We start from the raw sequence: 26,886 nt of genomic DNA on the forward strand, positions 1-26,886 counted from the left end.
TCGCGTGCATCAAGGCCTGCAGTACGGGCTCAGGGCTTGATCTGCTTCAGTTCGTTGAGCAGGGCCAGCAAGGCTTGCATCTTGTCTTCGCCGAACTGCTGCTGGATCTTCTGGTAGTTGATTTCCATGTCGCCGCTCATGGATTCGAAACAGGCCTGGCCCTTGTCGGTCAGGGTGATGAACAGGCGGCGCTGGTCTTCCGGAGACTTGCGCCGGCTGACGTACTGGTCGCGCTCCAGGCGGGTCAGCACGCCGGTCATGCTCGGCGGCAGGATGCAGGCCATCTTCGCCAGCTGATGGCTCTCCAGCTCGCCGTTCTGGCGCAGGATGCGGATCACCCGCCATTGCTGTTCGGTCAGGTCGTGCTGGTTCAGCGAGGGACGGAAAAACGCCATGGCGGCCTCACGGGCCTGCAGCAGGGTCAAGGTCAGGGAAGGTCTGGGTGTGTTCATCGAGGCATCGGTCAGGGGCTGGGAATCGGGGGCGAAACATTAACACATTCACAATCGCCAACCGACAGGCAAAATAAAGCCCGACCAGAAACCTCCTGATCGGGCCTTGGACTCAAGCGTGCCGGGGCTTACTCGGTGGCGAGTACGCCACGACGCACCTGGTCGCGTTCGATCGATTCGAACAGTGCCTTGAAGTTGCCCTCGCCGAAGCCATCGTCGCCCTTGCGCTGGATGAATTCGAAGAACACCGGGCCCATCAGGGTTTCCGAGAAGATCTGCAGCAGCAGGCGCTTGTCGCCGGCTTCCGAAGAACCGTCCAGCAGGATGCCCCGCGATTGCAGCTCGTTGACCGGCTCGCCGTGATTCGGCAGGCGCCCTTCAAGCATTTCGTAGTAGGTGTCCGGTGGCGCGGTCATGAAGCGCATACCGATCTTCTTCAGGGCGTCCCAGGTCTTGACCAGGTCGTCGGTGAGGAAGGCCACGTGCTGGATGCCCTCGCCATTGAACTGCATCAGGAACTCCTCGATCTGCCCGGCGCCCTTGGACGATTCCTCGTTCAGCGGGATGCGGATCATGCCATCCGGAGCGGTCATGGCCTTGGAAGTCAGGCCGGTGTACTCGCCCTTGATGTCGAAGTAGCGGATCTCGCGGAAGTTGAACAGCTTCTCGTAGAAGCCGGCCCAGTAGGCCATGCGCCCGCGGTACACGTTGTGGGTCAGGTGGTCGATGATCTTCAGGCCCGCGCCCTTGGGGTTGCGGTCCACGCCTTCGAGGAACACGAAGTCGATGTCGTAGATCGAGCTGCCCTCGCCGAAACGGTCGATCAGGTACAGCGGCGCGCCGCCAATGCCCTTGATCGCCGGCAGGTTCAGTTCCATCGGGCCGGTTTCAATGTGAATCGGCTGGGCGCCCAGTTCCAGGGCGCGGTTGTAGGCCTTTTGCGAATCCTTGACCCGGAACGCCATGCCGCACACCGACGGGCCGTGCTCGGCCGCGAAGTAGGAAGCGACGCTATGGGGTTCGTTGTTGAGGATCAGGTTGATCGCACCCTGGCGATACAGATGCACGTCTTTTGAACGATGGGTCGCGACTTTAGTGAAACCCATGATCTCGAAGATCGGTTCGAGGGTGTTGGGGGTAGGCGATGCGAATTCGATGAATTCAAAGCCCATCAGGCCCATTGGGTTTTCGAAGATATCTGCCATGGTTGGCGCCTCATCATATTTTTAGAATTAACGGATCGTTAGTTGCTAGCAATGCTGAGGAGGGACGGTGGCGCACAGGAGATACCGCGCACGCTGCGGGCGAGGAAGTCACCATAGATCAGTTGAAACCCGAGAATCTTCATTTCGACCCTGTCTTACAGGCTGGGGGGCGAGGCTTCTGCTGCCAGAAGACTTTATTATTGTATGCGTAACCGGATTCTACACAGCGTAAAAGCCTTTGTCCGCATTCTCTATAAAATCGCCTTTTTTGCCCCGCCCGCAAGGGGTTTGTTGCACTGGTAGATACCGCCGAGAATCAGCGCCCCGCCCACCCCCATCACCGGGCTCAACTGTTCTCCCAGCAAGAGCGCGCCGAGGATCACCGCCGTCAGCGGATTGAGGGCGATGAATACACCGCAACGGGTGGCACCGATCCGCCGCAAGCCGTCGTAATACCAGATATAGGCCAGCGCCGAACCCAGCACGCCCAGGTACAGCAGGCTCAAGCCCTGGGCCAGGTTCAGGCGAGCCACCGCCTGCAGGTCGAACTCGCCACGGATCAGGGTGGCGGCGCAGAGCATCAGGGTGCCCAGGAGGATCGAGCAGGTCACGGTTTGCAATGAGCCCAGGCTGTGGTTCAGCCCCCTGGAGAACAGCGAGTACACGCCCCAGCCCAGCACGCAGCCAAGAATCAGCAGGTCGCCTTGCCAGCTCCCGGCCTGCGCCGCCAGGGCCGAAGGGTCACGGCTGCAGATCACCAGGGCCGCGCCACAGAGGCACAGGGCAATGCCCAACAGCTTGCGCCGGCCCAGGCGCTCCTTGAATAGCGCCCAGGACGCCAGGGCAATCACTGCCGGGTTCAGGGCCACGATCAACGATGCCCGAGAAGCCTTGACCTGCTCCAGGCCGAGGAAGAAACACAGGTTGTAGAAGAAGATCCCGAAGAACCCCAATAGTGCCAGTTGGCCGAACTGCCTGAGGCTGGGCCGCACCAGGGGAATACGCGCCACGGCCATGAAGCCGAGCAAGGCCAGGCTGGCCAGCAGGAACCGCAGGCTGGCGGCCAGCAAGGGCGAGAGCCCGCCGGCCAGGTAGCGCCCGGCAACGAAGGTGCCGCCCCAGATCATGGTGACTGTCGCAAGGCGGCCATACACCGCCAGGTCCCGGTATTCGCCCGCCAGGGGGCCGCTGATATTGCTTTCACTCATGGTCAAGACGCTCTGAGGCAATGGATTTGTACTGCACGACCATTTTTTGTCTAATGCCCGATCATCGTAAAATGAGCTTTTACTCATGACCCTGACCCAGCTGGAGATCTTTTCCCTGGTGGCCGAACTCCAGGGCTTTACCAGCGCCGCCATGCGCCTGGGCATCACCCAGTCGGCGGTGTCCCATGCCATCAAGTCACTGGAGCAGGAGCTGCAGGTGGACCTGTTTCGCCGGCACCAGGCCCAGGTCGAACTCACCGACATCGGCACCCAGTTGCTGCTGCGCGCCCGGGCCATGCTCGGCCTGGCGGCGACCCTGGCCCAGGAAGCCGCGGATGCCCGGGGCATGAAGCGCGGCACCTTGCGCATCGGCTCGTTCGGCCCCACCTCGTCGATCCGCCTCCTGCCCCGGATTCTTCACGACTACCGCCGCGAATATCCGGACATCGAAGTGCATATCGACGAAGGCCCCGATCGCCAGGTCCTGCAATGGCTGGAAGAACGACGGGTGGACCTGGGCTTCGTGGTGTTGCCCCAGGAGCGCTTCGACACCGTGCCTGTGGTCGAGGACCAGTTGCTGGCATTGATTCCAGCCAGCCACGCCCTGGCCAGTGAAGCGCAACTGCGCCTGGACCAACTGTGCCATGACCCCTTCGTGCTCACCGAAGCCGGCTCGGCGGAGCTGGTGTCACGCCTGTTCATCGGTGCCGGCCTACGGCCCAATATCCGCTACCGCAGCACCCAACTGCTGAGCACCCTGGAAACCGTGGCCCGCGGCGATGCCTTGAGCATCGTTGCCGAGTTGTCCCTTCCCCAGGCCGCGGACCCGCGCTACACCAGCCGCCCCCTGGAGCCTGCCGTGCGCCGCCAAGTGGGGATCGCGGTGCTCGACCGACGCCAGGCGTCGCCGGCGGCCCTGGCCTTCATCCAGCACGCGCAGCGCCTGTATCGCCGGTAAAAGCCGGCTATCCTGCGATGATCAAGACAGCCGCAGGGGCCATGCCCCCCCGGTGCCATCCTCCCCCTCGCCCGCCCACAGGTCCGATCCATGCCCCTGACCGCCAAAGGTCCATTGAAGCGCTCTACCCGTACCTTCTGGACATTGCTGGCCATGCTTCTTCCCATCGGGCTCGGCGCCCTCATCCTCTACGCCCAGGCCGAACGAACACTGATGCACAGCAGCCTGGAAACCGCCGAAGAGGCCATCCGCCAGTTCGACCTGATGCTCGATAACACCGACATCGCCGCCAGGGCGCTGCTGCCCCAGGTGGGCCGCGATTGTGATGAAGTCCGGCAACTGGCCCTGCGCGAACAGGTCACCCGCCGGCCGTTCGTGCGCTCGACCAACCTGGTGTGGCGCAACAACAACTATTGCAGCTCCCTGCTCGGCAGTTTCGCAGCCCCGCTCAACCCCCTGGACTACGTGGACGGCCGCCTCTGGCTGATGAGCGGCAACCCTGTCACCCCCGACACGGCCCTGCTGGTCTATCGCTGGAGCGAGGGCGATCGCGCCGCCCTGGCCACCATCGACGGCTATCACCTGACCAATGCCCTGCGCCTGATCAGCCGCTTCGCCGACCTGCAATTGCAGGTTGGCGGGCATTGGCTGTCCAGCGACGGCCGTGTCCACGAGGGCAACCCGCCACTGGCGGCCGTGGCCAGCCAGCAACTGAGCTCATCGCGCTATCCCTACAGCGTCAGCTCGGGGTTTCCCGAGGGCGACGTGTGGAACTACATGAAGAGCCAGTACCCGGCGCTGTTCAGCCTGCTGGTGTTTTTCGGCGCGGCGGCGGGCGTACTTGCCCACTGGCTGCAAAAGCGCTCCGCCTCCCCCTCCCACGAGCTGCAACGGGCACTGGGGGCCCACGAGTTCATTCCGTACTTTCAGCCGGTGGTGCGCGGGGACACCCTGGCGTGGGCCGGCATCGAAGTCCTGATGCGCTGGCAGCATCCGAAAGAGGGGCTGGTGCGCCCGGACCTGTTCATCCCCTTCGCCGAGCATTCGGGGCTGATCGTGCCCATGACCCGCTCGCTGATGCAGCAGACCCAACAAGCCCTGGCGCCCCATGCCGCGCACTTTACCGACGGTTTCCATATAGGTATCAACATCACCGCCAGCCATTGCCACGACCTGCAGTTGCTGGAGGACTGCCGGGAGTTCCTCGCCGGCTTCCCCCCAGGCAAGGTGATCCTGGTGCTGGAGTTGACCGAACGCGAACTGATCGAGCCCACGACCACCACCCACCAGCTGTTTGCCGCCCTGCACGAACTGGGTGTGATGATCGCCATCGACGACTTCGGTACCGGGCATTCCAGCCTGGGTTATCTGCGCCAGTTCAATGTGGATTACTTGAAGATCGATCAGAGTTTCGTCGCCATGATCGGTGCCGACGCACTGTCCCTGCATATACTCGACAGCATTATCGAACTCTCGGCCAAACTCGATCTGGGCATTGTCGCCGAAGGTATTGAAACTGCAGAACAACGGGATTATCTAGCAGCTAAAGGGGTGGATTTCCTGCAAGGTTATTTATTCGGACGGCCCATGCCCAGTGCCGAATTTGTTGCAGCCCTGGCGCGCCATTAAATAGCCATACCCGAACAAAAAGTGCTGGATCTAACAACTCGGGGCTCGCACCAATTTGAATCAATTGGTTAATTTCGCATTTGACAAGAACAACCTGATTTACTCTTGATGCATTAACTACTACAATTTTTCCCGCCTGTACAAGATTCACAGGTAGGCCACTTAATCAAGCCTTAATCGGCTCATGGCTTATAGCTTTGTTTGTGGTTTGTATCAGCCAAATAGACTATTGGAGTGAAGATATTGTCCAGACTTGCTGAGTTTCGTGCTGCAGAAAAAGCACTTCAAGAACAGCTCGCGCAGCTTGAATCCCTGAAAAACGACGCCGGACTCAAGAAGGAAATCGAGTTCGAAGAAAAACTCCAGGCCCTGATGAAGTCCTACGACAAGAGCCTGCGTGACATCATCGCCATCCTTGATCCCAACCAGGGCAAGGCCGGCCTGCCACAGGCCAACGCCCCCAAGCAGCGCCGTGCCCGCGTGGTCAAGGTCTACCAGAACCCGCACACCGGCGAACTGATCGAAACCAAAGGCGGCAATCACCGCGGCCTGAAGGCCTGGAAAGAACAGTACGGTGCCGCCACTGTGGATTCCTGGCTGCGCGCTTGAACAAAGCCGCACCCCGAAAAAGGCCCTGCATATGTAGGGCCTTTTACATTGAATAAGAAAATTCTTATTACGACTTGCATCTAAGGGAAGAGCCGAGCGAGATCCCACCCCTCTCCCTAGCTGATACATCGTGCAATAACGTCTGATTCCCAAGCAACTTCAGGCTTAATGCCTTTTCGCTAACGAATGGGTAACCCGCAGAAAGCGAACCGATTGGTTCAGATTTTTCCTTAAAGTTTAAGGCCGTTTCGTACAGCGAGTATTTCATCCTGGCTCTCGGCAAAAGCCGCAGCCTGGCCAGCGTATGAAAGTACATAAGCCTTATCCCCATTCAGTGCCGCCACCAATGTTTGCGAGAGCACATGCCGGCCATTCTGGGTAATGGTGCAAGTAGTCTCCAGCGCCTCGAGACGACTCAACTGCGCGGCATGAATCTTGTTACAGACACTCTGATAACCGCCCTGGGCAAAGTCCTTTTGCACCGACTTGCGCATCTCCAGCAATACCCCCTGCAGATTGACTACATGCCCACTGTCCACCTGAGTCATGGTCAACTCCATGACCATGAGTGGATTGCCAGCGGTATCGCTCTTGACCGCTCTCTGCCGGGACACCTTGGCGGCCTCTTCGCCTTCTTGGGCCGGCAGCGGTTCCACCGTCCAGCCCTGGGGCCAGGTCACTTGCGGCTCGGCCTCTGCAACACCGGCCAGCGCCAGTAGCAACAGAGCTGCGGCGCGGAACTTAAAAGACTCGATCATGCGTTTGCACACTGAGGTAAAGGGGCCTGGAAGTCTGAGCCCGGCGCCAGGAATGGGCAATAGATCAGGAGCTTTGGGTTTGGCGCCAGCCGACCCACTTGCGTATCATTGCCCGATCCCAAGGATGTCCGAACCATTGCCAGCCAAGGCTGCTTGCCCCGGCAAGCAGTCTTGGCCGCACTTTCTTCTGGAGGGCCCATGAGCCTCAACGAACTCAATACCTTTCCCGGCGTGACCGCCCAACCGGATGCGGCCACTGCCCGTTTCGTGTTCAACCACACCATGTTGCGCGTCAAGGACATCACTCGCTCCCTGGACTTCTACACCCGGGTCCTGGGCTTTTCCCTGGTGGAAAAACGCGACTTCCCTGAAGCCGAGTTCAGCCTGTACTTCCTGGCCCTGGTGGACAAGGCACAGATCCCGGCAGACGCTGGCGCACGAACCGAGTGGATGAAGTCGATTCCCGGCATTCTCGAACTGACCCACAACCACGGCACCGAGAACGATCCAGCCTTCGCCTACCACAACGGCAACAGCGACCCGCGCGGCTTCGGCCACATCTGTATCTCGGTACCGGACATCGTCGCCGCCTGCGAGCGCTTCGAAGCCCTGGGCTGCGATTTCCAGAAGCGCCTGAACGATGGCCGGATGAAAAGCCTGGCCTTCATCAAGGACCCGGACGGCTACTGGGTCGAGATCATCCAGCCAGCACCGCTATAAACCTATGCAGGTGCGAAGCCGGCCTGTGTAGAAGCTGGATTGTCAGCACTCCCGCTCTCAAGGGCGGCGCAAGACCCAGCGGCCACTTCAGCGACAAGCCGGTGCCTGCCGGCACAGCAATAAAAAACCCCATGAGCCAGGCTCATGGGGTTTTGTTTTTCTAAGCGACCGATCAAGCCGGTGCTGAGGTACGGATCAAGTGATCGAATGCACTGAGGGAAGCCTTGGCGCCCTCGCCCACGGCTATCACGATCTGCTTGTAGGGCACCGTGGTGACGTCACCTGCAGCAAATACCCCAGGCAGCGAAGTCTCGCCGCGGGCATCGACGATGATCTCGCCACGAGGCGACAGCTCGACGGTGCCCTTGAGCCAATCTGTGTTGGGCAACAGGCCGATCTGCACAAAGATGCCTTCCAGGTCCACCGTGTGGAACTCGCCCGAATCACGGTCCTTGTAGGCCAGGCCGGTGACCTTCTGGCCGTCACCCTTCACTTCGCTGGTCAAGGCGCTGGTGATGACTTTGACGTTGGGCAGGCTGAAGAGCTTGCGCTGCAACACCGCATCCGCCCGCAGCTTGCTGTCGAACTCCAGCAGGGTCACGTGGCTGACGATACCCGCCAGGTCGATGGCCGCTTCGACACCGGAGTTGCCGCCGCCAATCACCGCCACACGCTTGCCCTTGAACAGCGGGCCGTCGCAGTGCGGGCAGAAGCACACGCCCTTGGCCTTGTATTCCTGCTCACCCGGCACGCCCATCTCGCGCCAGCGGGCACCGGTAGCCAGGATCACCGACTTGGCCTTGAGGCTGGCGCCGCTTTCGAACTGGATCTCGTGCAAGCCGCCGACTTCCTTGGCCGGCACCAGGGCACTGGCCCGCTGCAGGTTCATGATGTCCACGTCGTACTGCTTGACGTGCTCTTCCAGGGCGGCGGCCAGCTTCGGCCCTTCAGTTGCCTGCACCGAGATGAAGTTCTCGATCGCCATGGTGTCCAGCACCTGGCCACCGAAACGCTCGGCAGCCACACCGGTACGGATGCCTTTGCGAGCGGCGTAGATGGCTGCCGAAGCACCCGCTGGACCACCGCCGACCACCAGCACGTCGAAGGCTTCCTTGGCGTTGAGTTTCTGCGCCTGCTTCTCCACCGCACCGGTGTCGAGCTTGGCGAGGATTTCCTCCAGCCCCATGCGCCCCTGGCCGAAGTTCACGCCATTGAGGTAGACACTGGGCACCGCCATGACCTTTCGTTCATCGACTTCGGCCTGGAACAGCGCGCCATCGATGGCCACGTGACGTATGTTGGGGTTGAGCACCGCCATCAGGTTCAGCGCCTGGACCACGTCCGGGCAGTTCTGGCAGGACAGCGAGAAGTAGGTTTCGAAATTGAACTCGCCCTTGAGCGAGCGGATCTGCTCGATCACCTCGGCACTGGCCTTGGATGGATGACCACCCACTTGCAGCAAGGCCAACACCAGGGAGGTGAATTCGTGGCCCATGGGAATACCGGCGAAACGCAGGCTGATATCACTTCCCGGGCGATTCAACGAGAACGAAGGCTTGCGCGCGTCGCTGCCGTTATCGAGCAAGGTAATCTGATTGGAAAGACTGACAATGTCTTTGAGTAACGCGAGCATTTCCTGGGATTTCGCACCGTCGTCGAGGGAGGCTACGATCTCGATCGGCTGGGTGACCCGTTCCAGGTAAGACTTCAACTGAGCTTTAAGATTGGCGTCCAACATACGGGCGATCTCCTGTTTTGATTCGGTAGAAAAAACAACGCCCGAGCGAATCTCGCCCGGGCGTTGTTTGAGGGCGGTGCAGCTGACTTAAGTGCGGATCACCGCCCTTGGGTAATGCATGGACTTAGATCTTGCCGACCAGGTCCAGGGACGGAGCCAGGGTGGCCTCGCCTTCTTTCCACTTGGCTGGGCAGACTTCGCCTGGGTGAGCAGCGACGTACTGAGCGGCCTTGATCTTGCGCAGCAGCTCGGAAGCGTCACGGCCTACACCGCCGTCGTTGATTTCAACGATCTTGATCTGCCCTTCAGGGTTGATCACGAAGGTGCCGCGGTCAGCCAGACCGGCTTCTTCGATCAGCACATCGAAGTTGCGGGAGATGGCCAGGGTCGGGTCGCCGATCATGGTGTACTGGATCTTGCCGATGGCTGGCGAAGTGTTGTGCCAGGCAGCGTGGGCGAAGTGGGTGTCGGTGGAAACGCTGTAGATCTCGACGCCCAGCTTCTGGAATTCGGCGTAGTTGTCGGCCAGGTCTTCCAGCTCGGTTGGGCACACGAAGGTGAAGTCAGCCGGGTAGAAGAACACGACAGACCATTTGCCTTTCAGATCGGCGTCCGACACTTCGACGAATGCGCCGTTTTTGAATGCGGTAGCTTTGAAGGGTTTAACTTGGCTGTTGATGATAGGCATCGTTGACTCTCCATCAGTGGTTGAGAACATTGGGTGAAAACTTGATGGGGAGAATCCTAACCAATGAATCGCCCCTTGGCTCATTGGCAAACCTGATGCTGCCGATTGGTTTTGACTATCAGCCAACAGTATTAATAGAAGAAACCTTAATCTACTGCTGTACCGGCTTCTCGCCGATGCGCGCCATGCCCATGAACGGGTTGGCCTCGACGTAGCGCATGGCGGACTGCATGTCCTTCCAGCCGACATAGCTCATCAGTGATTTCAGATCCCAACCGCTGCGGTGCGCCCAGGTGGCGAAGCCCCGGCGCAGGGAATGGCTGGTGTAGTGTTCGCCAGCGATACCGGCACGCTCCAGGGCTTGGCGCAGCAACGCGATCACGCTATTGGCATGCAACCCCTGCTCGCTCAGGCGCCCCCAGCGGTTGATGCCGCGAAACACCGGCCCGCGCACCAGCGCCGCGCTGTTGATCCACTCGATATAGGCCTGCACCGGGCACAGGCGCAGCAAGGCCGGGGTGTGAAAGGTCCGCCCAAGGTTGTCACGGTCACTCTTGCTGCGGGGCAGGTAGAGGCTGATGCCCGACCCGGCCACCGCTTGCACATGCTCGATCTGCAAGCGGCACAGCTCATCACTGCGAAAGCCGCGCCAGAAGCCCAGCAAGATCAGCGCCCGATCACGCCGGGCACGTAACAGATCCCCCTGGCGCTGTTCAGCTGCGGCACTCGCCACCTCCTCATCTAGCCAGGCGACGACCTGTTCCAGGTGCTGCAGCTCCAAGGGTTGCGCCTGTTTTTCCTGTACCGGGTGCAGCGCACGGATGCCCTTGAACACCTGGCGCACCACCGGTGCCTTGGTCGGGTCGGCAAAGCCCTGGCTGCTGTGCCACTGGGCCAGGGCCGACAGGCGCAACCGCAGGGTATTGATCGACAGCTCACCGGCATAGGCGGCCAGGTAGCGGGCCACGCTTTCGGCCGTAGCCGGAAGGAAACCGCCCCACTGCACTTCGAAATGCTCGATGGCCGCCCGATAGCTGCGACGGGTGTTGTCGCGGGTGGCGGCTTGCAGATAACGATCCAGCTCGCTCATGGCAGCTCAACTCAGGCAAATGTACGGCGATGGCTGGCGAAAACCGCCCTCAGCGCCTATCACACGGGGTAATACCATAATATCCCATGTCAGTTTCAGGCTTTTGATAATTTCACATCTTCTGTACAATTCCATGTAATTACATACCACGTAACACAGTATTAAATCGTCGGAGGATGCATGGCTCGCGGAGGCATAAACAAGGCGGTGGTGAAGAAAGCGCGTCAGGCGATTCTTGCCCGCGGCGAACACCCCAGCATCGACGCAGTACGCATCGAAATGGGTAATACCGGCTCGAAAACCACCATCCACCGCTATCTCAAGGAGCTGGATGACGGCGCCAACCGGCGTGACAGCGGCCCTGCGCCCCTGGACCAAGAACTGGGCGAGCTGGTCGGGCGCCTGGCGCAACGCCTGCAGGAGCAGGCCCAGGAACCCCTGGAGCAAGCCCTCGCCCACTTCGAAGAACAGAAGCAGGTGCTGGAACACCAGTTGAACGAAGCCCACCAGCTTCAGGAGCAGTTGCAACAGCAGTTGCAGATTCAGGCCAGCGCCCTGGCCGGGGAAAGCGCCGCCCTGCAAGACACTCGCTCCATGCTGCAGAGCGAACAGACCCGCAACGCCGAACTCAACCAGGCACTCAAGGGCCTTGAGCTGCGACTGGAGGACAAGGAGCAGCAGATCCACTCCCTGGAGGAAAAGCACCTGCATGCCCGGGACGCCCTGGAGCACTACCGCGCGGCTAGCAAGGAACAGCGCGAACAGGAGCAGCGCCGCCACGAAGGGCAGTTGCAACAGATCCAGATGGAGCTGCGCCAGGCCCAACAGAGCGCGCTGGTACGCCAGGACGAGATCACCCAACTGCATCGCGATAACGAGCGCCTGCTCAGCGAACAGCGCGCCATCCACAAAGAGCTCAAGCAAGCCCAGGATGCCGCCAGCAAGAATTCGGCGCTGCAAGCCCGCCTGAGCGAACAGGTCGCCCGCCAGGACAGCGAAAGCACCCTGCTCCAGGAACGCCTGCGCGTTGCCCAGGAAGAAGTTCAGGCACTCAAGGAACAAACCAGGAAACAGGCTCGATCGAGCAAGGAGATGGAATTGCGCGCCACCAAGGCCGAGGCCGGCCTGGAGGCGTTGCGCCTGGCTGCTGCCACCAAGGCCCAGCCAGACGCACCTGCGAAGGCTTGATCAGCCCGCGACAGGCGTACGCATGGTGACGAACTCTTCGGCGGCCGTCGGGTGCACGCCGATGGTTTCGTCGAAGTCGCGCTTGGTCGCCCCCGCCTTCAGGGCAATTGCCAGGCCCTGGACGATTTCACCGGCATCCGGGCCGACCATGTGGCACCCCAGGACCTTGTCGCTGTCGGCGTCCACCACCAGCTTCATCAGGGTGCGTTCCTGGCAGTCGGTCAGGGTCAGCTTCATCGGCCGGAAGCGGCTCTCGAAGATCTGCACCTTGTGCCCCGCTTCTCGCGCCTGCTCTTCGGTGAGGCCGACGGTACCGATGTTCGGCAGGCTGAACACCGCCGTAGGAATCATCTGGTAATCCACGGGACGGTACTGCTCGGGCTTGAACAGGCGCCGAGCCACGGCCATGCCCTCGGCCAGGGCCACCGGCGTCAGTTGCACGCGGCCGATGACATCGCCAATCGCCAGGATCGACGGCTCACTGCTCTGATACTGCTCGTCCACTTCGATGAAACCGCGCTTGTCGAGCTTCACGCCGGTATTCTCCAGCCCCAGGTTGTCCAGCATCGGCCGGCGCCCGGTGGCATAGAACACACAATCGGCGGCCAGCTTGCGACCATCCTTGAGGGTGACCTCAAGACTGCCGTCGGCCAGCTTGTCGATGCGCTCGATGTCGGCATTGAACTGCAGGCCCAAACCACGCTTGGTCAGTTCCTCCTGCAAGTGCTTGCGCACTGCGCCGTCGAAACCGCGCAGGAACAGCTCACCGCGATACAACAGCTGGGTATCGGCGCCCAGGCCATGGAAGATCCCGGCAAACTCCACCGCGATGTAGCCACCGCCCACCACCAGCACGCGCTTGGGCAGCTCCTTGAGGAAGAAGGCCTCGTTGGAACTGATGGCATGCTCACGCCCCGGGATATCCGGGATCTGTGGCCAGCCGCCGGTGGCAATGAGGATGTGCTTGGCGCTGTAGCGTTGGCCGTTGACCTCTACCTGCTGCGGATCGATCAGCTTGGCGTGGCCTTCATGCAGTGTCACGCCGCTGTTGACCAGCAGATTGCGGTAGATGCCGTTGAGGCGATTGATTTCGCGATCCTTGTTGGCGATCAGGGTCGCCCAATCGAAATTCGCCTCACCCAGGGACCAGCCGAAACCCGAGGCCTGCTCGAAGTCTTCGGCGAAGTGCGCGCCGTACACCAGCAGCTTTTTCGGCACGCAGCCGACGTTGACACAGGTACCGCCCAGATAGCGGCTTTCAGCGACCGCGACCTTCGCGCCAAAACCCGCCGCGAATCGCGCGCAGCGCACACCGCCGGAACCGGCACCAATTACATAAAGATCAAAATCGTAGGCCATTTCACTCTCCCAGGCAGGCTGACAAGCATAACCGCAGATGGCGATCGGGTCAGCGCAGAGGTCTACATAAGGGCGACAAATGAAAAAGCCACCCGAAGGTGGCTTTTCCGAAAAACCCGTGCAGCGGCTATCAGTAAGCCTTGCCGGTCTTGTAGAAGTTCTCGAAGCAGAAGTTGGTTGCGTCGATGTAGCCTTCGGCACCACCGCAGTCGAAACGCTTGCCCTTGAACTTGTAGGCCATCACGCAACCGTTCTGCGCCTGTTTCATCAGGGCATCGGTGATCTGGATCTCGCCACCCTTGCCCGGCTCGGTCTGCTCGATCAGGTCAAAGATGTCCGGAGTCAGGATGTAACGACCGATGATCGCCAGGTTCGACGGTGCGTCTTCCGGCTTTGGCTTCTCGACCATGCTGTGAACGCGGTAGATGTCGTCACGGATCATCTCGCCAGCAATCACGCCGTACTTGTTGGTTTCCTGCGGATCGACTTCCTGGATGGCCACGATCGAGCAGCGGAACTGCTTGTACAGCTTGACCATCTGGGTCAGTACGCCGTCGCCTTCGAGGTTGACGCACAGGTCGTCCGCCAGTACCACGGCGAAGGGTTCGTCACCGATCAGCGGGCGGCCAGTCAGAATGGCGTGGCCCAGGCCTTTCATTTCGGTCTGGCGAGTGTAGGAGAACGAGCACTCGTCCAGCAGCTTGCGGATACCGACCAGGTATTTCTCCTTGTCGGTGCCCTTGATCTGGTTTTCCAGCTCGTAACTGATGTCGAAGTGGTCTTCGAGGGCGCGCTTGCCGCGGCCGGTCACGATGGAGATTTCATTCAATCCGGCATCCAGCGCTTCTTCAACGCCGTACTGGATCAGTGGCTTGTTCACCACCGGCAGCATTTCTTTAGGCATGGCTTTAGTCGCTGGCAGGAAGCGAGTACCGTAACCGGCTGCTGGGAACAAGCATTTCTTGATCATATGAGTCCTTAAAAAGGCTGTGTGTACGAGTTTCGGCGCAGTCTAATGAGGGCGCGAGCGCCTTACAATGCCCCGCGCTGGCTAACCGCTGCCATCATAGAGAAATAAAGTGCCAGATAGTTCCGCAGCATCCTCCAGATAGCCTGCCAGGTAAACCTCCATCACCGCGCAGCGCTTGTAAACCGGCACCTGCACAGGGTTGCCGGAATGCCCCAGGCATCGGCCAGGCACACCCTCGACTCAACGGCCAAGGCGGGCCATCCGGACTCCATGATGGCACCGTTTTCGCCCTGGCGATGTTCACCCGCAGGCACCACAACCCCCTCACCCAGAGGGGCTGCGGCACTTTTGCAGGCCCGCGGAGGACTAAGGTGACGTGCTGTACCGAAATGGCCATTAGCTATAGCATCGCCACTGGCATGCACGGCCACTTCACCCCCTCCCCCTCAGATGACGAAATCCCCCATGAACAGACTTTTCACTGTCACCGCAGTACTGGCCCTGAGTGGATGTGCCACCGCCTCCAATACCTACCTGGCCAATGGCGAACAAGGCCTGAGCATCGATTGCTCTGGCGAGGCCAGCTCCTGGGCCAGCTGTTACGAGAAAGCCGAGGCGTCCTGCGCCGGCACCGGCTATCGGATCGTCAGCACTGTCGGCACGCCCGCCACCAAGGAAAGCGACAAGACCCTCGGCGTCGATGTTGGCAACTATAAGAGCCGCAGCGTGGTAGTGGTCTGCAAGTAGAAGGCGCACGCCCTCTACATATGAATTTCGGCGAACTTGATGCCCAGGCCACGAATGGTTTCGATCAGGTCGTCGAGACGGCAGAAAGATTCCACCTCGTCGCTGTCGTCCACCAGAAAATAGCTGCGCCCGGCGCTCTTCTTGAAAAACACAATCCATTCCCCTGAATTGGCCGGGTTCTGGATCACGTGGGTGGCAGAGATCAAGCCCTCTGCATGCTTTGCCCTGACATCTTCCCGCTTCATGCTTTCCCCCAAAAAATCGATGCCGCCCAGGCGTGAGCCCGGGCGGCACCGGCAACAATGGGCGCTAGTTTATCGGATGCCCTGGCCTATCAGCACGCCTTCTACCGTCTGACCGTACAAATTCACCCCATCATTGGCGTGGAACTTGACCCGGGTCTTCTCGATGGAACCCTCCACCAGGCGCGGGTCCTGCGGCCGCTCGTGGCTGTTGACGAACGCCGCCACGTCCCAGGCCTGCTGATCGCTCAGGCTGCCGCCCTTGCCCAGAGGCATGTTGTGCTTGATGAAGGACGCCGCAGTATTGATCCGGTGCATTCCTGCACCCCAGTTGTAGGAATCCTTGCCCCAGAGTGGCGGCATCACGTAATCCGCACCGGCCTTCTGGCCCTGGCCGTTGTCACCGTGGCAAACCGCACACTGCGCCTGATACACCGCCGCACCCTGCTTGAGGTCGTAGCCTTTGGCGGGCTGCGCCACGTCGGGATACCCGCGCCCGGGCAGCTCGACGCCCAGCGGCGCCTTGCTCGCCAGCCAGTAGGCATACACCGACAGCGCGGTAATCTGCGGACTGTCCGCCGCCGGCGGCTTGCCACCGTTCATGCTGAACTGAAAACAGCCTTGCAGGCGCTCGGCAAAGGTATTCACCTTGTCGTTCTTCTTGCGATAGGCCGGGTACATCGGGTACGCGCCCCACAGTGGCGCCGAGTTGGCCAAGCGCCCCTGATCAAGGTGGCAATTGCTGCAATTGAGGCCGTTGCCAACGAACTGCGGCGCCAGGCGCTTGGTATCGACGAACAGGGCGTAGCCTTCGCGTACCAGCTTGCCGTAGGCGTTGTCCGGCAGCTCGCTTTCAGCCGGCGGCTTGAAGTACTCGACATGGGCGGAAGCGCTCGGCGCCGGGATCTGCGACTGGTCCTCCATGGCGATGGTGGCCGCCTGGACCTGGATCGCGAGCAGGCTCAGCAGCGCCCCTGGAATCAATAGTTTCATGGGCGCGCCTCCTGGGAGTTCAAGGTTGCAAAGTAGTCCGCCACGGCAGCCACTTCTTCGGCGCTCAGGGATTTGGCGATGTGCCCCATCAGGTCATTGGGGTCGTTGTGGCGGGTACCTTCACGCCAGGCGTTGAGCTGTGCCACCAGGTAGCTGGCAGGCTGCCCGGCCAGGGGTGGGAAGGCGGTACCGACGCCCACGCCACCCGGTCCGTGGCAACTGACGCACTCGGGCACTTGCCGTTCCCAGGCACCACGCAGGGCCAGGCGCTCACCGACACCGGTGGCCACCTGGCTACGGCTGACAGGAGCCAGCTTGGGCGCAGGCATGGCGGCCAGGGTCGTGGTGACCGCGGTGATTTCCTCTTCACTCAAGGCCTTGGCCAGCGGTTGCATCACAGGGCTTGTGCGGGCGCCGCTGCGAAAGTCGTGCAACTGCTTGCCCAGATATCCCGCTGGCAACCCGGCAAGGCGTGGAAACCCGGCCGGAGCCAGGCCCATGCCATCGGCACCATGGCAGGCCAGGCAAGCCGTCGCCCCCGGCTGGGCGCCTCCCTGGGTAAAGACTTTCTGCCCCTCCACGGCATGGGCAGTTTGAACCAACAGCAGCATCAGGCCACTCAATAGCATTCGATCCAGTGGGATCATATGAACTCCATTATTCTAGTTATATGCTTAGACCTGCATGGCATAAGCACACAAATAGTAGGTCAATTGATCCACCGGGACAACGCGAAATTGCCCCGCGCCTATCGAATACCGAACAGCAAAACAAGGTTTTACCAGGCGAAAAAAAGCGGCTAATCGCCGCAGTGCAACAAGGCTTCTGCCCACGCAAAAGCAGCCCCGGGCCGCGCTTGGCGGCGCTACCCGGGGCCTGGGGCAAAGTCTGGAGAAGGGATGCAAGCGGGTAACCGGGGCCGGTCACCCGCAGGGAGCAACGGCTTAGCCGGAGATACAGTCTTCACCGGCCTTGCGCACATCCTGAGGGCGCAAGGGGTTGTTGCTCATCTGCTCGTGCAGCTTGATGCTGCTGCCACCGGAACGCGCCTCAATGTAGAACACTGCAGCCGGGGCCGGCGACAGGCTCTGGGGCACTAGTACCCGAAAGCCGTCCTTGTGCGGCTCGACCTGCAGCGCGCCGCGGCTGCCGGAGAGCTTGTCGGCTAGGCACTTGGCGTATTCCTGAGGCTTCTTGCCGGAAATCACGCTCAGGGTTGGCGGTGTCTGGTTGATGTCCGAGACGCTTGCGCAACCGCCGATGGCCAAGACCAGAACCCACACCCAGCGCTTCATATGAAAATCTCCAATAAAGTCCCTCCGACAGCAAAGGCGCCGTTTTTCTCCGGAGGCACGGCTTTATCGCCGATAAAAATCCAAATAACTGTTTTAAATTGTCAAAGCTCGACGCCGGGGCCGAATAATACTCCTTTGGGCCTGATAAACTGCGCCACCGCCCACGCAAACGTTTTTTGCTTTTGTAGCTATAGCCCTTCTGGAGGCGCCCATGAAATTCATCCACCAGCGCGAGCACCTGAACGAAGACGATATCGTCGTCATCGAATGCTCCCAGGTCTGCAACATTCGCCTGATGAGCGACGCCAACTTCCGCAGCTTCAAGAACGGCGGCCGTCATACCTATCACGGCGGCGCCTTCGACAAGTTCCCTGCGAAGATCACCGCCCCCAGCACCGGTTTCTGGAACATCACCATCGACACCGTCAACCGTCGGCCCATCAGCGTGACCCGCAAGCCGAACCTGACGCATTCGATCCGCATCATTCGCCGCTCCAGCTCGAAACTGCGCTAAGCCCTCCCCTCGCGACAACAGGTAGCCCCGTGCCCCAGACCACCAAGTACGTCATCAAATACAAGCTCAACGGTGAGCGCCGCTTCGAATTCGCCCAGTTGCAGACCGGCTCCGAGGAAGAAGCCCGGGCCGCCCTCGAGGCGCTGCACGGCCAGTCCGACGATGTCATCAGCGACGTCAGCGTCAGCAAGGCCTTGTAGAGCGCCGCTGCGCACCACCGATTCAAGCGCAAGCAACGGAGTGTTCGGCGGCCAACCGTGCCGCAGACTGGCCGGGTTCCCTACCGCCCAGGACACTCCCGCCATGCCCGCCCCCTCGCTACACGATCGCCTGCAACAACTGGATTGGGCCCGCATCGAGCAGGCCCTCGACCAGGACGGCTGCGCCCGCCTCGAAGGCCTGTTGACCCCAGCGCAATGCCAGGCCCTGAGCCGGCTTTACCAGAGCCCCGAGTTGTTTCGCTCGAAAGTGATCATGGCCCGCCATGGCTTTGGCCGTGGCCAGTACCAGTATTTTGGCTATCCGCTGCCGGAGCCCGTGGCGCAATTGCGCCAGTTGCTCTACCCGCGCCTGGTGGACCAGGCCAACCGCTGGAACCGCCTGATGAACATCGACGTCCAATACCCGATGCAACACGCCGCCTTCATCCAGCGCTGCCACGACGCCGGGCAGATGCGCCCGACGCCCTTGCTGCTGCAATACGGCCCCGGGGACTACAACTGCCTGCACCAGGATCTGTACGGCGAGCACGTATTCCCCTTGCAAGTGGCCTTCCTGTTGTCGCAGCCGGGAAGCGACTTCAGCGGCGGTGAACTGGTGCTCACCGAACAGCGCCCACGCATGCAATCGCGGCCGCAGGTCATTGGTCTGAAGCAGGGTGATGGGCTGGTTTTCGCCGTGCATCATCGCCCGGTAGCCGGAGCGCGCGGGCACTATCGGGTGACCTTGCGCCACGGTGTCAGCCGCGTTCACAGTGGCCAGCGCCATACCCTTGGAGTGATTTTTCACGATGCACTGTAATGATGACGGCCCAGCCACCCTCGGGCTGTTCAGTGACAGCGACCTGCAGCAGCCTGCCCGCGTCGAGGTCCTGGGCCCACAATCCCGGGTATTGCGCGGCTTCGCCCTGCCCTGGGTCGAAGCGCTGCTGCCGCAACTCGATGCCGTGCTCGCCGCCGCACCCTTTCGCCAGATGCAGACGCCCGGCGGCTTCACCATGTCGGTGGGCCTCAGCAGTTGCGGGCAACTGGGCTGGACCACCGACCGCAGCGGCTACCGCTACAGCCCCATCGACCCGCAAAGCCAGCGCCCCTGGCCAGCACTGCCCAAGGTATTCCAGGAGCTGGCCGAAGCCGCGGCCGAGGCGGCCGGCTTTCCCGGGTTCGCCCCGGACTCCTGCCTGATCAACTGCTACCGGCCGGGGGCAAAGATGTCACTGCATCAGGACAAGAACGAGCGCGACTACTCGGCCCCTATCGTGTCCCTGTCCCTGGGCCTGCCGGCGATCTTTCTCTTCGGCGGCCGGCAGCGCAGCGACAAGAGCCAGCGGGTCGCGCTGCTGCATGGCGATGTGGTGGTCTGGGGCGGCGTCGACCGCCTGCGCTATCACGGAGTGCTGGCCCTGAAGGACGGCCACCACCCGCTGTTGGGCCAGCAACGGATCAACCTGACCTTGCGCCGGGCCGGCTGACGTTGAGAATTCAAGCGCAAGGCCCGGAGTGCCGAACGGCCCCAGCTTGGTTAATCTGGCCGCCACCGCTTACCGAGTACCGACCATGACCGCCTTGTCGCGCAAGCACCGCATCGAACAGGACCCCCGCTGGCAAGCCGTGCTCAAGCGCGATGCCAGCGCCGATGCCAGCTTTGTCTACGCCGTGCGCACCACCGGCGTCTATTGCCGCCCCAGCAGCCTGTCGCGCTTGCCCAAGGCCGAGAATGTCGAATTCTTCGACAGCGCCGAGCAAGCCGAAGCCGCCGGCTACCGCCCGAGCAAGCGCCTGGCCAGTGACCAGACCCAGGTCGCGGCGCACCATGCCACGCTGGTGGCGCTGGCCTGCCGGCAGATCGAGGGCGCCGAAACACCGCCCAGCCTGAGCCAGCTGGCGCAGCAGGCCGGCATGAGCAGCTATCACTTTCACCGAGTGTTCAAGGCCGCCACCGGGCTGACCCCCCGGGCCTATGCCAACGCGCAACGCTCACGCAAGGTACGCTCCCACCTGGAACGCGGCCAGTCGGTCACCGAAGCCCTGTATGACGCCGGCTTCAACTCCAACAGCCGTTTCTACGAAGCGGCCGACCAGTTGCTGGGCATGACGCCCAGCGACTACCGCGCCGGCGGCCCCAACACCGATATCCGCTTCGCCCTCGGCCAGTGTTCCCTGGGGGCAATACTGGTGGCGCAAAGCGCGCGCGGTGTGTGTGCGATTCTCCTGGGGGATGAACCCGGCCCGCTGCTGGAGCAACTGCAGGACAAGTTCCCCCGGGCCAACCTGATCGGTGCCGACCGCGATTTCGAGCGCCTGGTCGCCCAGGTAGTGGGGTTTATCGAGGCCCCGGCCATTGGCCTGGACCTGCCCCTGGATCTGCAAGGCACGGTGTTCCAGGAGCGGGTATGGCAGGCCCTGAGGAGCATTCCTCTGGGCAGCACCGCCAGTTACGCCGAAATTGCCCAGCGCATTGGCGCGCCCAAGTCCATGCGCGCCGTGGCCCAGGCCTGCGCGGCCAACAGCCTGGCGGTGGCCATTCCCTGCCACCGGGTGGTACGCAGCGACGGCAGCCTTTCGGGCTACCGCTGGGGTGTGGAACGCAAGCGTCAGTTGCTGGAGCGCGAAGCGGCCTGCGAGGCCTCGATGCCGATGTAGATCGCCACCGAATCGGCACTGGTGTAGACCTCGAAATCCGTGGCGAAGGCGCGCCGGACCTGGGGGTTGTCCTGGAAGTAGGCCCAGATCAGCCCCCAGGTCTGGATCACGCAATCGGGCATAGCGCCCTTGGCACTGAACACCAGGTAGTCCCCGCCCTGGACAGCCACGCTCGGGTAGTCGGCGCAGGCACCTTCCAGCGCCACGCCGGCGGTCACGTCGAAGTGCCCGCTGGCATCGGACTCGTAGTTGGAATAGACGCCGTAGACGAACGAATCAGCCTGGCGAGGGCTGATCTTGTCGAACAGCCCCTCGACATAGAAGCGCTGCCACATCGGCCCGATCCGGGCGCTGTCGGCCTGTTGCTCGGCGGCGTTGAGGGTCCTTACTTGCAGGCCTGCAACGCTGAACGGCAGTACTTCACGCAGTTTTACATCCATGGCCAGCCTTCCTTGAGGGGTGCGATGAGGAAAAATATCCGCCGCAGTCTAGCGCCGGATCGACGCCGCCGACAGCCGTCGGCAGCGGCCGCCGTATCGGTTGCAAAGGCCTGGAATCGAGCCCCGTGGAAAAGTCAGCTGGCCTCGGGGCGCCATCTCCTGATAAAAACCACGGGCTGCATCGTCTAAACCTGCCGACGGAGAATTCCCGCAAATGAGCCAATGGACTGATCGCCGCCTCTTAGACCTGCTGGGTATCGCCCTGCCCATCATCCAAGCGCCCATGGCCGGCCCCTCCGGCTCCGCCATGGTGATCGGCGCCTCCCGGGCCGGTGCTCTGGGCTCCCTGCCCTGCGCCATGCTCGACGCCGGGCAGATCCGCCAGGAAGTACAGGTGATTCGCTCAGCCACGCAGAACCCATTGAACCTGAATTTCTTCTGCCACCAGGTGCAGCCCGTCGATGCCGAACACGAGCAACGCTGGAAGAACGCCCTGGAGCCCTACTATCGCGAGCTGGGCGCCGACTTCGATGCTCCGACCCCGGTCAGCAACCGCGCGCCCTTCGATGAGAGCACCTGCCAACTGGTGGAAGAGTTGCGCCCTGAAGTCGTGAGTTTCCACTTCGGCCTTCCAGAGCCTTCGTTGCTGGCCCGGGTCAAGGCCACCGGAGCCAAGGTGCTGTCCTCGGCCAGCACCGTCGATGAAGCGCTCTGGCTGGAGGAGCGCGGCTGCGACGCGATCATCGCCATGGGCTACGAAGCCGGCGGCCACCGGGCAATCTTCCTCGGCGACGATCTCAACAGCCAGGTCGGCACCATGGCCCTGGTGCCGCAGATCGTCGACGCGGTGCAACTGCCGGTGATTGCCGCCGGCGGCATCGGCGATGCCCGGGGCATCGTCGCGGCGCTGGCCCTCGGAGCCTCGGCGGTGCAACTGGGCACCGCTTACCTGTTCACCCCGGAAGCCAAGGTCAGCGCCGCCCACCACCATGCCCTGCGCCACGCCAAGGAAAGCGAAACCGCGTTGACCAACCTGTTCACCGGGCGCCCGGCCCGGGGCATCGTCAACCGCGTCATGCGCGAAATCGGCCCCATCAGCCCGTTGGCGCCGGCCTTCCCCCGGGCCGGCGGCGCCTTGATGCCGCTGCGTGCCAAGGACGAGGCGGACTTCGCCAACCTCTGGTCCGGCCAGGCCCTGCGCCTGGGGGTGGAACTGCCCGCCTACGAACTGACCCTGCGCCTGGCCGAACAAACCCTGGCACAACTGCGCAGACGCTGATTCACTAGAGCCGCGATCCACATCGCGGCCCGGGCAACAAGCGCTGGCAACAGAGTTCCGTTCATCGACAAATCGCTATATATTCCGCTATATAGCGATTCCCCCTCGCCTTGGTGCAGGCCCCTTCCAATAACTCACTGCCCAACGCATCCGTCCCCCCAATGGAGCTGTTTGATGAACCTTCGCGCCTCAGGTTTTGCCCCGACTTGCCTCGCCGCCCTGCTCGCTGTCTTCGCCCTGGGTTCGGCCCAGGCCGATGAAGTTCAGGTCGCGGTGGCCGCCAACTTCACCGCACCGATCCAGGCGATTGCCGCCGACTTCGAGAAAGACACCGGGCACAAACTGGTGGCCGCCTACGGCGCTACCGGGCAGTTCTATACCCAGATCAAGAACGGCGCGCCTTTTGAAGTCTTCCTCTCGGCCGACGACAGCACCCCGCAAAAGCTCGAAAGCGAAGGCGACATCGTCAAGGGCTCGCGCTTCACCTACGCCATCGGCACCCTGGCCCTGTGGTCGGCCAAGGACGGCTACGTTGACGCCAAGGGCCAGGTGCTCAAGGACAACCAGTACCAGCATCTGTCCATCGCCAACCCGAAAGCCGCACCTTACGGCCTGGCCGCAACCCAGGTACTGGCCAAGCTGGGCCTGACCGACAAGGTCAAGGACAAGATCGTCGAAGGCCAGAACATCACCCAGGCCTATCAGTTCGTTTCCACCGGCAATGCCGAGCTGGGCTTCGTCGCCCTGTCGCAGATCTACAAGGACGGCAAGGTCACCAGCGGTTCGGCCTGGATCGTCCCGGCCCAGATGCATGACCCGATCAAGCAGGACGCGGTCATCCTCAACAAGGGCAAGGACAACCCGGCCGCCAAGGCACTGGTGGACTACCTCAAGGGGCCAAAAGCCGCCGCGGTGATCAAGTCCTACGGCTACCAACTGTAAATGAGCCTGTCGAGTGCCGATTTTTCCGCCATCTGGCTGACCCTCAAGCTGGCGTCCCTGACCACGCTGATCCTGCTGGTGGTCGGCACTCCGATAGCCCTGTGGCTGTCGCGCACCCGCTCCTGGCTGCGGGGGCCGATCGGCGCCGTGGTGGCTCTGCCCCTGGTGCTGCCACCCACGGTGATAGGTTTCTACCTGTTGCTGGCCCTGGGGCCCAACGGTTTCTTCGGCCAGTTCACCCAGTCCCTGGGGCTGGGCACCCTGACGTTCAGTTTTGCCGGCCTGGTGCTGGGCTCGGTGATCTACTCCATGCCCTTCGTGGTACAGCCGTTGCAAAATGCCTTTTCTGCCATTGGCAGCCGTCCCCTGGAAGTGGCCGCAACCCTGCGCGCCAACCCCTGGGACACCTTTTTCACGGTGATCCTGCCCCTGGCGCGGCCAGGCTTCATCACCGCCTCGATCCTCGGCTTTGCCCACACCGTCGGCGAGTTCGGCGTGGTGCTGATGATCGGCGGCAACATCCCCAACAAGACCCGGGTGGTTTCGGTGCAGATCTACGATCACGTCGAGGCCATGGAATACGCCCAGGCCCACTGGCTGGCCGGGGCCATGCTGGTGTTCTCGTTCCTGGTGCTGCTGGCGCTGTACTCCAGCCGCAAGACCAAAGCCGGCTGGAGCTGAGCCGATGAGCATTCACGTCAAGCTGCACCTGGGCTACCAGGACTTCGCCCTGGATCTCGACCTGCAACTGCCAGGGCGCGGGGTAACAGCCTTGTATGGACATTCGGGCTCGGGCAAGACCACCTGCCTGCGCTGCATCGCTGGCCTGGAAAAAGCCGGCCGCGGGCGCATCCAGATCAACGACGAAGTCTGGCAGGACAGCCAGCGCAAGCTGTTCGTCCCGCCCCACAAGCGCTCCCTGGGCTATGTGTTCCAGGAGGCCAGCCTGTTCGCCCACCTGTCCGTGCAAGCCAACCTGGAATTCGGCCTGCGGCGCATTGCCAAGGCACAACGCCGGGTGGACATGGCCCAGGCCACTGAACTGCTGGGCATCGGCCACCTGCTGCAGCGCCACCCGCAGCACCTTTCCGGCGGCGAGCGCCAGCGCATCGGCATTGCCCGGGCGCTGCTCACCAGCCCGCGGCTGCTGCTGATGGACGAGCCCCTGGCGGCCCTGGACTCGAAACGCAAAAGCGAGATCCTGCCCTACCTGGAACGCTTGCACGACGAGCTGGATATCCCGGTGCTGTACGTCAGCCACTCCCAGGATGAAGTGGCGCGCCTGGCCGACCATATCGTCCTGCTCAGCAATGGCCGGGCCCTGGCCAGCGGCCCCGTGGGCGAGACCCTGGCGCGCCTGGACCTGCCCCTGGCCCTGGGTGACGACGCGGGCGTGGTGGTGGAAGGCCGGGTCAGCCATTACGACCCGGACTACCAGTTGCTGACCCTGCAACTGCCCGGCAGCCAGCTGACTATCCGCGTGGCCCACGAGCCTCTGGCACTGGGCAAGGCCTTGCGGTTCAAGGTCCAGGCCCGGGACGTCAGCCTGAGCCTGCTGGACAGCGAGCACAGCAGCATCCTCAACCGCCTGCCGGTAACGGTGCGCGACGAAATCCCCGCGGACAACGCCGCCCATGTGCTGGTGCGTCTGGACGTGGCGGGCAGCCCGTTGCTGGCGCGCATCACCCGCTTCTCCCGGGACCAGTTGAGCCTGCATCCCGGGCAGCAACTCTGGGCACAGATCAAGGCAGTGGCCGTCCTGGCGTAAACCGCAGAGAAAATCGGCACCCTTGGCCGAGGCCGCGGTCCATGGTCTACCGGCCCGCACTTTGTCCAGGACCTGCCGCCATGCCCGACGCTTGCGATACCCCCGCCCTGCCCGCCGACCTGCACTACACCGACGACCGCCAGCCGGGCATCCGGCGGCGCAAGCTGCGGGGCAAGTTCGTCTACTACGACGCCCAGGGCCAGCGCCTCACCCAGGCCGCCGAGGTACAGCGGATCAACGCTCTGGCGATTCCCCCGGCCTACGCAGAGGTGTGGATCTGCCCCGACCCCAAAGGCCATCTGCAGGCCACCGGCCGCGACGCAAGGGGCCGCAAGCAGTACCGCTACCACCCGCGTTGGCGCGAAGTGCGCGACGGTGACAAGTACGCCCGCCTGCTGGCGTTCGGCAACGCCTTGCCCAAGCTGCGCCGGCAGTTGCAGGCGCAATTGGCGGTGCCCGGCTTCAGCCGGGAAAAGGTCATGGCCACCTTGATCCTGCTGCTGGATGAAACCCTCATCCGCGTGGGCAACAGCCAGTATGCCCGGGACAATCGCTCCTACGGCCTGACCACGTTGCGCAACCGCCATGTACAGGTCAGCGGCAGCGCCATCCACTTCCAGTTCCGTGGCAAGAGCGGGGTCGAGCACCAGATCACCGTCAAGGACCCGCGCCTGGCACGGGTGGTCAAGCGCTGCCTGGAGTTGCCTGGGCAGCAGCTGTTCCAGTACCTGGACGAAGACGGTCAACGGCACCACGTCAGCTCGTCGGACATCAACGCCTGCCTCCAGCAACTGACCGGAGCCGACTTCACCGCCAAGGACTACCGCACCTGGGCCGGCAGCGTCCTGGCCCTGGAGCGGTTGCGCCAGCAGCCTTGGGAGCCCCAGGCCGAGGCGAAGAAACACATAGTGGCAACGGTCAAGGAAGTGGCCCGGGAACTGGGTAACACTCCGGCAGTGTGCCGCAAGTGCTACATCCATCCGGCGCTGCTGGAACGCTTCGTCCTCGGTGAGTTGGCGCAGTTGCCCAAGGCCCGGGCCCGCCAGGGCCTGAAGGCCGAGGAAGCGGGCCTGGCGAACTTTCTGCGGCGCCTGGCGAAGGAGGCCCAACCGGCCTGACGACGGCCACCTTCGAATTTGCGTACTTGTCAGTCAGAGAATTCTGAGGTTAGGCTACGCACCTTCTTTCCCGTCCAAGGACGATTGCCGACGTGAACAACTAAGCCTTCCAAAA

General features: G+C 62.2%; 30 protein-coding genes. 16 read left to right on the plus strand and 14 right to left on the minus strand.

The window, feature by feature from the left end; genetic code table 11:
- Positions 1 to 29: 29 nt before the first annotated feature.
- The 3 genes from hpaR to PFLCHA0_RS17055 all read right to left on the minus strand — a co-directional run bounded on the left by hpaR (position 30) and on the right by PFLCHA0_RS17055 (position 2,865).
- On the minus strand, positions 30 to 452 hold the full coding sequence (gene hpaR, locus PFLCHA0_RS17045) for a homoprotocatechuate degradation operon regulator HpaR (RefSeq protein ID WP_011061668.1): 423 nt from the start codon (positions 450 to 452) through the stop codon (positions 30 to 32).
- A gap of 128 nt (positions 453 to 580) precedes the next feature.
- Positions 581 to 1,657 carry a 4-hydroxyphenylpyruvate dioxygenase gene (hppD, locus tag PFLCHA0_RS17050; RefSeq protein WP_011061669.1) on the minus strand — a complete coding sequence of 359 codons (1,077 nt, stop codon included), beginning with the start codon at positions 1,655 to 1,657 and terminating at the stop codon, positions 581 to 583.
- A gap of 251 nt (positions 1,658 to 1,908) precedes the next feature.
- Positions 1,909 to 2,865: a DMT family transporter gene (locus PFLCHA0_RS17055; RefSeq protein WP_041118535.1), complete on the minus strand. Its 957-nt coding sequence runs from the start codon at positions 2,863 to 2,865 to the stop codon at positions 1,909 to 1,911.
- Between the two features lie 85 nt (positions 2,866 to 2,950).
- On the opposite strand from PFLCHA0_RS17055, the gene PFLCHA0_RS17060 reads away from it, so the two are divergent.
- The 3 genes from PFLCHA0_RS17060 to PFLCHA0_RS17070 all read left to right on the plus strand — a co-directional run bounded on the left by PFLCHA0_RS17060 (position 2,951) and on the right by PFLCHA0_RS17070 (position 6,061).
- Positions 2,951 to 3,823, plus strand: a complete 873-nt coding sequence (locus tag PFLCHA0_RS17060) for a LysR family transcriptional regulator (protein ID WP_041752301.1) — start codon at positions 2,951 to 2,953, stop codon at positions 3,821 to 3,823.
- 90 nt (positions 3,824 to 3,913) lie between these two features.
- Positions 3,914 to 5,452 carry an EAL domain-containing protein gene (locus tag PFLCHA0_RS17065; RefSeq protein ID WP_015635883.1) on the plus strand — a complete coding sequence of 513 codons (1,539 nt, stop codon included), beginning with the start codon at positions 3,914 to 3,916 and terminating at the stop codon, positions 5,450 to 5,452.
- Positions 5,453 to 5,695: 243 nt separating this feature from the next.
- The gene (locus PFLCHA0_RS17070; protein WP_015635884.1) at positions 5,696 to 6,061 is read left to right on the plus strand and encodes a histone-like nucleoid-structuring protein, MvaT/MvaU family; all 366 of its coding nucleotides are present in this window, start codon (positions 5,696 to 5,698) and stop codon (positions 6,059 to 6,061) included.
- A 230-nt stretch (positions 6,062 to 6,291) separates the two neighbouring features.
- Here the strand turns inward: PFLCHA0_RS17070 and PFLCHA0_RS17075 are convergent, their stop codons facing one another.
- A complete protein-coding gene (locus PFLCHA0_RS17075; RefSeq protein WP_015635885.1) occupies positions 6,292 to 6,819 on the minus strand; it encodes a DUF4946 domain-containing protein in 528 nt (175 codons plus the stop codon).
- Positions 6,820 to 7,017: 198 nt separating this feature from the next.
- Here PFLCHA0_RS17075 and gloA point away from each other — a divergent pair, with 198 nt between their 5' ends.
- Entirely contained in the window at positions 7,018 to 7,539 is a 522-nt protein-coding gene (gene gloA, locus PFLCHA0_RS17080) for a lactoylglutathione lyase (RefSeq protein WP_011061675.1), read from the plus strand.
- Positions 7,540 to 7,711: 172 nt separating this feature from the next.
- Here gloA and ahpF read toward each other — a convergent pair whose 3' ends face one another.
- The 3 genes from ahpF to PFLCHA0_RS17095 all read right to left on the minus strand — a co-directional run bounded on the left by ahpF (position 7,712) and on the right by PFLCHA0_RS17095 (position 11,055).
- On the minus strand, positions 7,712 to 9,277 hold the full coding sequence (gene ahpF / locus PFLCHA0_RS17085) for an alkyl hydroperoxide reductase subunit F (RefSeq protein ID WP_011061676.1): 1,566 nt from the start codon (positions 9,275 to 9,277) through the stop codon (positions 7,712 to 7,714).
- 124 nt (positions 9,278 to 9,401) lie between these two features.
- Complete coding sequence (gene ahpC, locus PFLCHA0_RS17090; RefSeq protein WP_011061677.1) at positions 9,402 to 9,965, minus strand: alkyl hydroperoxide reductase subunit C; 564 nt, start codon at positions 9,963 to 9,965, stop codon at positions 9,402 to 9,404.
- 151 nt (positions 9,966 to 10,116) lie between these two features.
- Positions 10,117 to 11,055, minus strand: coding sequence for a site-specific integrase (locus PFLCHA0_RS17095; protein WP_011061678.1), 939 nt, complete (start codon positions 11,053 to 11,055; stop codon positions 10,117 to 10,119).
- 180 nt (positions 11,056 to 11,235) lie between these two features.
- On the opposite strand from PFLCHA0_RS17095, the gene PFLCHA0_RS17100 reads away from it, so the two are divergent.
- Positions 11,236 to 12,243 (plus strand): DNA-binding protein, encoded by a 1,008-nt coding sequence (locus PFLCHA0_RS17100; RefSeq protein ID WP_015635886.1) that lies wholly within the window; start codon positions 11,236 to 11,238, stop codon positions 12,241 to 12,243.
- On the opposite strand, the gene gorA is transcribed toward PFLCHA0_RS17100, so the two are convergent.
- Complete coding sequence (gene gorA / locus PFLCHA0_RS17105; protein ID WP_015635887.1) at positions 12,244 to 13,602, minus strand: glutathione-disulfide reductase; 1,359 nt, start codon at positions 13,600 to 13,602, stop codon at positions 12,244 to 12,246.
- A gap of 130 nt (positions 13,603 to 13,732) precedes the next feature.
- Positions 13,733 to 14,572, minus strand: coding sequence for a UTP--glucose-1-phosphate uridylyltransferase GalU (gene galU, locus PFLCHA0_RS17110; protein WP_011061681.1), 840 nt, complete (start codon positions 14,570 to 14,572; stop codon positions 13,733 to 13,735).
- A gap of 465 nt (positions 14,573 to 15,037) precedes the next feature.
- Between galU and PFLCHA0_RS17115 the strand changes: the two genes are divergently transcribed.
- Positions 15,038 to 15,319, plus strand: coding sequence for a hypothetical protein (locus PFLCHA0_RS17115; protein WP_011061682.1), 282 nt, complete (start codon positions 15,038 to 15,040; stop codon positions 15,317 to 15,319).
- Positions 15,320 to 15,333: 14 nt separating this feature from the next.
- Here PFLCHA0_RS17115 and PFLCHA0_RS17120 read toward each other — a convergent pair whose 3' ends face one another.
- From PFLCHA0_RS17120 to PFLCHA0_RS17135, 4 genes are all read right to left on the minus strand, one after another.
- Positions 15,334 to 15,564, minus strand: a complete 231-nt coding sequence (locus PFLCHA0_RS17120; protein ID WP_011061683.1) for a hypothetical protein — start codon at positions 15,562 to 15,564, stop codon at positions 15,334 to 15,336.
- Between the two features lie 69 nt (positions 15,565 to 15,633).
- Entirely contained in the window at positions 15,634 to 16,485 is an 852-nt protein-coding gene (locus PFLCHA0_RS17125) for a c-type cytochrome (RefSeq protein WP_373366096.1), read from the minus strand.
- 65 nt (positions 16,486 to 16,550) lie between these two features.
- Positions 16,551 to 17,201, minus strand: a complete 651-nt coding sequence (locus tag PFLCHA0_RS17130) for a c-type cytochrome (RefSeq protein WP_011061685.1) — start codon at positions 17,199 to 17,201, stop codon at positions 16,551 to 16,553.
- 297 nt (positions 17,202 to 17,498) lie between these two features.
- The gene (locus PFLCHA0_RS17135) at positions 17,499 to 17,849 is read right to left on the minus strand and encodes a hypothetical protein (protein WP_011061686.1); all 351 of its coding nucleotides are present in this window, start codon (positions 17,847 to 17,849) and stop codon (positions 17,499 to 17,501) included.
- Between the two features lie 211 nt (positions 17,850 to 18,060).
- On the opposite strand from PFLCHA0_RS17135, the gene PFLCHA0_RS17140 reads away from it, so the two are divergent.
- From PFLCHA0_RS17140 to ada, 5 genes are all read left to right on the plus strand, one after another.
- A complete protein-coding gene (locus PFLCHA0_RS17140) occupies positions 18,061 to 18,363 on the plus strand; it encodes a DUF1883 domain-containing protein (RefSeq protein ID WP_011061687.1) in 303 nt (100 codons plus the stop codon).
- 29 nt (positions 18,364 to 18,392) lie between these two features.
- Positions 18,393 to 18,563: a hypothetical protein gene (locus tag PFLCHA0_RS31845; protein ID WP_015635890.1), complete on the plus strand. Its 171-nt coding sequence runs from the start codon at positions 18,393 to 18,395 to the stop codon at positions 18,561 to 18,563.
- Between the two features lie 103 nt (positions 18,564 to 18,666).
- Positions 18,667 to 19,383: a 2OG-Fe(II) oxygenase gene (locus tag PFLCHA0_RS17145; RefSeq protein WP_011061689.1), complete on the plus strand. Its 717-nt coding sequence runs from the start codon at positions 18,667 to 18,669 to the stop codon at positions 19,381 to 19,383.
- Positions 19,373 to 20,053, plus strand: a complete 681-nt coding sequence (gene alkB, locus PFLCHA0_RS17150; protein ID WP_015635891.1) for a DNA oxidative demethylase AlkB — start codon at positions 19,373 to 19,375, stop codon at positions 20,051 to 20,053. Before PFLCHA0_RS17145 ends, alkB begins: the two co-directional genes overlap by 11 nt.
- An 85-nt stretch (positions 20,054 to 20,138) precedes the next feature.
- Positions 20,139 to 21,224: a bifunctional DNA-binding transcriptional regulator/O6-methylguanine-DNA methyltransferase Ada gene (ada, locus tag PFLCHA0_RS17155; RefSeq protein ID WP_015635892.1), complete on the plus strand. Its 1,086-nt coding sequence runs from the start codon at positions 20,139 to 20,141 to the stop codon at positions 21,222 to 21,224.
- Here the strand turns inward: ada and PFLCHA0_RS17160 are convergent.
- The gene (locus PFLCHA0_RS17160) at positions 21,176 to 21,664 is read right to left on the minus strand and encodes a GyrI-like domain-containing protein (RefSeq protein ID WP_011061692.1); all 489 of its coding nucleotides are present in this window, start codon (positions 21,662 to 21,664) and stop codon (positions 21,176 to 21,178) included. The genes ada and PFLCHA0_RS17160 overlap by 49 nt on opposite strands.
- Before the next feature lie 214 nt (positions 21,665 to 21,878).
- Between PFLCHA0_RS17160 and PFLCHA0_RS17165 the strand changes: the two genes are divergently transcribed.
- From PFLCHA0_RS17165 to PFLCHA0_RS17185, 5 genes are all read left to right on the plus strand, one after another.
- Positions 21,879 to 22,943 carry an NAD(P)H-dependent flavin oxidoreductase gene (locus PFLCHA0_RS17165; RefSeq protein ID WP_015635893.1) on the plus strand — a complete coding sequence of 355 codons (1,065 nt, stop codon included), beginning with the start codon at positions 21,879 to 21,881 and terminating at the stop codon, positions 22,941 to 22,943.
- A 174-nt stretch (positions 22,944 to 23,117) separates the two neighbouring features.
- Entirely contained in the window at positions 23,118 to 23,885 is a 768-nt protein-coding gene (gene modA / locus PFLCHA0_RS17170; RefSeq protein WP_011061694.1) for a molybdate ABC transporter substrate-binding protein, read from the plus strand.
- On the plus strand, positions 23,886 to 24,566 hold the full coding sequence (modB, locus tag PFLCHA0_RS17175) for a molybdate ABC transporter permease subunit (protein WP_015635894.1): 681 nt from the start codon (positions 23,886 to 23,888) through the stop codon (positions 24,564 to 24,566).
- Positions 24,567 to 24,570: 4 nt separating this feature from the next.
- Positions 24,571 to 25,653 (plus strand): molybdenum ABC transporter ATP-binding protein, encoded by a 1,083-nt coding sequence (gene modC / locus PFLCHA0_RS17180; RefSeq protein ID WP_015635895.1) that lies wholly within the window; start codon positions 24,571 to 24,573, stop codon positions 25,651 to 25,653.
- An 80-nt stretch (positions 25,654 to 25,733) separates the two neighbouring features.
- Entirely contained in the window at positions 25,734 to 26,771 is a 1,038-nt protein-coding gene (locus PFLCHA0_RS17185; protein ID WP_015635896.1) for a DNA topoisomerase IB, read from the plus strand.
- Positions 26,772 to 26,886 lie beyond the last annotated feature (115 nt).

Origin of the sequence: Pseudomonas protegens CHA0, from assembly GCF_000397205.1 — a bacterium.
In the GTDB taxonomy this organism is placed as follows: domain Bacteria; phylum Pseudomonadota; class Gammaproteobacteria; order Pseudomonadales; family Pseudomonadaceae; genus Aquipseudomonas; species Aquipseudomonas protegens.